Annotated in this window: 5 protein-coding genes; 4 read left to right on the forward strand and 1 reads right to left on the reverse strand. The window is 59.7% G+C overall.

Annotation, left to right across the window (positions count from 1 at the left end):
* Positions 1–155: 155 nt before the first annotated feature.
* On the reverse strand, positions 156–509 hold the full coding sequence (locus tag JWR14_RS23190) for a GIY-YIG nuclease family protein (protein WP_299712547.1): 354 nt from the start codon (positions 507–509) through the stop codon (positions 156–158).
* 193 nt (positions 510–702) lie between these two features.
* Here JWR14_RS23190 and JWR14_RS23195 point away from each other — a divergent pair, with 193 nt between their 5' ends.
* The 4 genes from JWR14_RS23195 to JWR14_RS23210 all read left to right on the forward strand — a co-directional run.
* Positions 703–1,842: a GNAT family N-acetyltransferase gene (locus tag JWR14_RS23195; protein WP_299712550.1), complete on the forward strand. Its 1,140-nt coding sequence runs from the start codon at positions 703–705 to the stop codon at positions 1,840–1,842.
* A 207-nt stretch (positions 1,843–2,049) separates the two neighbouring features.
* Positions 2,050–4,101, forward strand: coding sequence for an NAD(+) synthase (locus JWR14_RS23200; protein WP_299712553.1), 2,052 nt, complete (start codon positions 2,050–2,052; stop codon positions 4,099–4,101).
* Positions 4,102–4,264: 163 nt separating this feature from the next.
* Positions 4,265–4,603: a P-II family nitrogen regulator gene (locus JWR14_RS23205; protein ID WP_031361078.1), complete on the forward strand. Its 339-nt coding sequence runs from the start codon at positions 4,265–4,267 to the stop codon at positions 4,601–4,603.
* A gap of 215 nt (positions 4,604–4,818) precedes the next feature.
* Positions 4,819–5,096 (forward strand): cation:proton antiporter (locus JWR14_RS23210; protein WP_299712559.1); only part of this gene is annotated, 278 nt, incomplete at its 3' end.

The raw sequence follows: 5,096 nt of genomic DNA on the forward strand, positions 1-5,096 counted from the left end.
GTAAGTTAGCGGCTGATCGTTGTTGTATAGAAGACCGCCCGGTCTTGCCAGAGAGGCGAGGTCGGGCGGTTTTTTTATAGGAGCCGTCGTGAGCCAGCAATCTCAAATGCCGCGCCGATTCAACGCAGCGGCGGACGTCGCGCGAGCCGCATTGTTTATCGAGCGTCCACTTTAGTGCATTCACCGGCTTCATCCGGTGCGGCATCCGCGCTGACGTCGGCGGCAACCTCTATCTCCACCGGCGGCATTACTGCCGCCAATTCCAGATCTCCCCGCACCAGCGCCCATTTTCGCGCCACCACCAGCCGTTTCACCCAATATTCCGCCCGCGACGCCTCAGCGCGTCCGCTCAACTCAAACGAAGCTCGCACGGCCACGGGTTTGCGTGATCGCGTATATTTCGCGCCGTCGCCGCTGACGTGCTTTGCGAACCGCGCCTCTACATCGGTAGCAATCCCGGTATAGAGACTTCCGTCGGCGCATTCGATGAGATACAGGAACCAGGGCATGGGAGAAGCTTGGCGAAAAAGGCGAAAGCCGCAATGCCGCGCATTATCCCTCAAGCTTCTGCGTTAAACCCCTTCTGAACAAAATCCCGCGACTTCGGCGAGAATAACCGTTCCGCGCTGCACCAAGCGCCCGGCACGCAGCCGAAACAAGTCTCAAACAAGCTCCAAACAAGCCCGAAGCGAGGTAAGCCTGTTGAACCGCAAGGTCGAAATACATGTGGTCGATTCGCTCGATTCCGTGACCCCGGACGAATGGAACCGTCTCGCTGGCGATAACCCGTTCGTCCGGCACGAATTCCTGTCGGCGTTGCAGGACACGGGTTGTGCGGTCGCCCGTACCGGCTGGCGGCCGCATTTCCTGCTGCTCAAGCGCGACGGCAAGCTAACCGGCGCCATGCCGCTCTACCTCAAGAAGCACTCTCGCGGCGAGTACGTGTTCGATCACGCCTGGGCCGATGCCTTCGAGCGGAACGGCCTTAGGTACTATCCGAAGGGTCTATCGGCGGTACCTTTTTCGCCCGTGACCGGGCCGCGCCTGATCGCCGCCACGCACGAAGAGCGCGTGATGCTCGCCCGTGGGGCGATCGAGTTGACGAAGCAGTTGGAGTTGTCTTCGCTACACGTACTGTTTCCGCAAGAACAGGATCTCGAAGCGCTCACCGAAGCCGGTTACATGCTGCGCGAAGGCGTGCAGTTTCACTGGGAAAACGCGCCCGACGGGTACGACAGCTTCGACGCGTTCCTCGCTACCATGAGCCACGACAAGCGCAAGAAGGTGAAGCAGGATCGTCGGCGCGTGGTCGATGCCGGCGTCACCTACACGTGGCTGCGCGGCGCGGAAATAGACGAGCAAGCGCTCGATTTCTTCTACGCCTGTTATGAAAATACCTACCGCGAGCACTGGAATCCGCCGTATTTGTCGCGCGAATTTTTCGGCCAGATCCATGCAGCCGCGCCCGACAGCATCTTGCTCGTGATCGCCGAAGTGGACGGCCAGCGGCTCGCGTGCGCGCTGAATATGATCGGCGGCGACGTGATGTTCGGCCGCTACTGGGGCACGAAGGAATTCATCTCGGGCCTGCACTTTGAAACCTGCTACATGCAGGGGATCCAGTATTGCATCGAGAACCGGCTGGCTCGTTTCGAAGGTGGCGCGCAGGGCGTGCACAAGATGTCACGCGGCATGTTGCCCACGCCCACATGGTCCGCGCATTGGGTCGCGGACCCGCGGTTTGCCCACGCGATCAGTGAATTCCTCGATGAAGAGACGGCAGCGATGGACCAGCATATCCAGGAGCTGGAAGCGCATACGCCCTTTCGAAAAAAGACGTAGGCGGGGGCGTTTGTCAGGCTCGAATCCTGACCGGATGGCTAACGCTTGATCCAATAGACGCCCGGAAACCGCAACTCGACTTATTATCATGTCGAAATGCTTTCGCTTTCACAGCGGTAGCTCAGGGGTAACTCTTAACCCGCCCTTAACCCGTTATGCGCCGGAACAGGATCCCCAAATGCGGGGCATCGTATGGACAAGCTCAAGATGAAAAACCGATTCTTCAATCTCTACAGCCACGATTTCGCTCGCGTGGCGGTAGGCGTGCCCCGTTGCCGCGTAGCCGATCCGGCGTTCAACGCCGCCGAGACCATCGACCTGGCGAAGCAGGCGGCGGCGAACGGTGCGGTGCTGGTCGCGTTCCCGGAGCTTGGGATACCGGCTTATACGTGCGACGACCTGTTCCACCAGCGGGCTCTGCTCGATGCCTGTGAAGAGGCGCTCGCGTCTGTCGTGGCGGCATCGAAGAACCTTTCCATTGCAATGATCGTGGGCATGCCGCTGCGCGTCGACCACACGCTTTTCAATTGCGCCGTGGTGGTCGCGGGCGGGCAGGTTCAGGGCGTCGTCCCCAAGAGTTATCTGCCGAACTATGGCGAGTTCTACGAAGCGCGCCAGTTCAGCGCAGCTGAGAACGCGTCGACGGATCGCGTCACGTTGCTGGGTACCGAAGTGCCGTTCGGATCGGCGCTGCTGTTTGAAATCGCCAACATGCCGCTGTTCCGCTTTCACGTGGAAATCTGCGAAGACGTCTGGGTGCCGGTGCCGCCTTCGTCGTTCGCCGCGCTCGCGGGGGCAACGGTGCTGGTGAATCTGTCGGCATCGAACGTTGTGGTCGGCAAGTCGAGTTACCGGCATCAACTGGTTGGACAGCAGTCCGCCCGGTGCCTCTCCGCGTATTTGTACACATCGGCGGGAAGGGGCGAGTCGACGACCGACCTGGCGTGGGACGGGCAGGCGGTGATCTACGAAAACGGCGAACTGCTCGCCGAGTCCGAGCGCTTCCTGGACACCTCGCATCTCGTTTTCGCCGATGTCGACCTGGAGCGGCTCTCGCGTGAGCGCATGCGCCAGACCACGTTCGGCCAGTCGGTGCGCCGACATGCCGACGAGGTATCGAAATTCGAAACGGTACGCTTCAACCTTGACCTCCCGATCAACCGTGCATTGCCGCTAGACCGCGTCGTGGAGCGGTTCCCCTACGTTCCGTCCGACCCGAAGCGCCGCGACGAACGCTGTAATGAGGTCTACAACATCCAGGTGCAGGCGCTGGTGCAACGGCTTTCGGCCAGCGGGATATCGAAGGTCGTGATCGGCATTTCAGGCGGCCTGGATTCAACCCATGCGCTGCTTGTCTGCGCGAAGGCCATGGACCGCCTGAAGCTGCCGCGCACGAATATTCTCGGCGTGACCATGCCCGGGTTCGCCACGAGCGACCGGACACTCCTGCAGGCGCGTCAACTGATGGAGATCGTCGGTTGTTCGGCGAGCGAGATCGACATCCGGCCAAGTTGCGAGCAGATGCTGAAAGATCTCGGCCATCCGTATGCATCGGGCAAGGAGGAATACGACATCACATTCGAGAACGTGCAGGCAGGCGAGCGCACGAATCATCTGTTCCGGCTCGCGAACTTCAAGGGTGGAATCGTGGTCGGCACAGGCGACCTGAGCGAACTCGCGCTTGGCTGGTGCACCTACGGCGTGGGCGACCACATGTCGCACTACAACGTCAACGCCAGCGTCCCGAAAACGCTGATCACGCATCTGGTCCGGTGGGTCGCGGAAACCGGGCAAATCGGCAACTCGGGTTCGGACGTTCTGACCAACATTCTGAATACCGACATCAGCCCGGAACTCGTTCCTGGTAAATCAAACGGTCATCCGGAGCAAAAGACGGAGAGCGTCATCGGGCCGTACGAGCTGCAGGATTTCAACCTGTATTACACGTTGCGCTTTGGTTTTGCGCCAACGAAAGTGGCGTTCCTTGCCTACACCGCGTGGAAGGATCGCGACGCGGGCGACTGGCCCGAAGGCGCGCATGTCGCGCGAAACGAATACGCGTTGCCGGCCATCAAGCACAACTTGGGCATTTTCCTAGACCGGTTTTTCCGGACCAGCCAGTTCAAGCGGTCTTGCGTGCCGAATGCACCGAAAGTTGGGACCGGCGGTTCGTTGTCGCCTCGGGGCGACTGGCGCGCGCCGAGCGATTCGGAATCGGTCGTCTGGATGAACGATTTGAAGAATATTCCGGTGGATTGAGGCGTTTGCACCATATCTGCGCGTAAATGCGTCGATAACGGCGTGATCCCGATGCTATGGCGCGAGATCTCTGCGGTTAACTGTGAAAACGCGGCTAGAATCAAACCATCGATTCTTAAATCCGTTTTCTCGCTTATCCGTACAACTTCCCAAGAGGCGCGCCATGAAACGCATCACCGCAGTCATCAAACCGTTCAAGCTCGACGAAGTCCGTGAAGCACTCGCCGGCGCCGGGCTCACCGGTCTGACAGTCACCGAGGTCAAGGGCTTCGGGCGGCAGAAGGGCCACACGGAACTGTATCGCGGGGCGGAATACGTGGTCGACTTCCTGCCGAAGGTGAAGATCGAAGTGGTCGTGGCCGACTCACAGACGGATCAGGTTATTGACGCAATCATCGGTGCAGCCCGTACCGGCAAGATCGGCGACGGCAAGATCTTCGTGACTGACGTCGAACGCGTCATCCGCATTCGCACGGGTGAAGAAGACGAAGCGGCTGTCTGAACCTGTTCGTCTGAAGCCGGCCTGATATCGTTCCAGGCCGATCTGCGTCTTTGCGGCGCGGTCGCCTGAAGACCGAAGACCGCGCGTCATACCGCCATCGGCGCTGTCCGGTGGCGTCCCTCGCTTTGCCCTTCGTCTGATCATTTTCGTCATCAATGTAAAAAACCATTGCGGTACTATCTGCATCCCTGTGTGCTTTTTGTAAGGATTTGTGGATGCATCACGCGATCGGCTTCATTCAGGATCTAGCGGTAATCATGGCGATTGCGGGTGTCGTCACGGTGTTGTTTCACCGTTTGAAGCAGCCGGTTGTGTTGGGATACATCGTGGCGGGCGTGATTATCGGGCCGTACACGCCGCCGTTCCAGCTTATCCACGACGAAGCCACCATCCAGACGCTCGGCGAACTCGGCGTGGTATTCCTGATGTTTTCGCTCGGGCTCGAATTCAGCCTGAAGAAGCTGTTCAAGGTCGGCGCGACGGCGTTCGTGGC

The sequence above is a fragment of the Caballeronia sp. genome, assembly GCF_028292365.1.
Classification (GTDB): Bacteria; Pseudomonadota; Gammaproteobacteria; order Burkholderiales; family Burkholderiaceae; genus Caballeronia.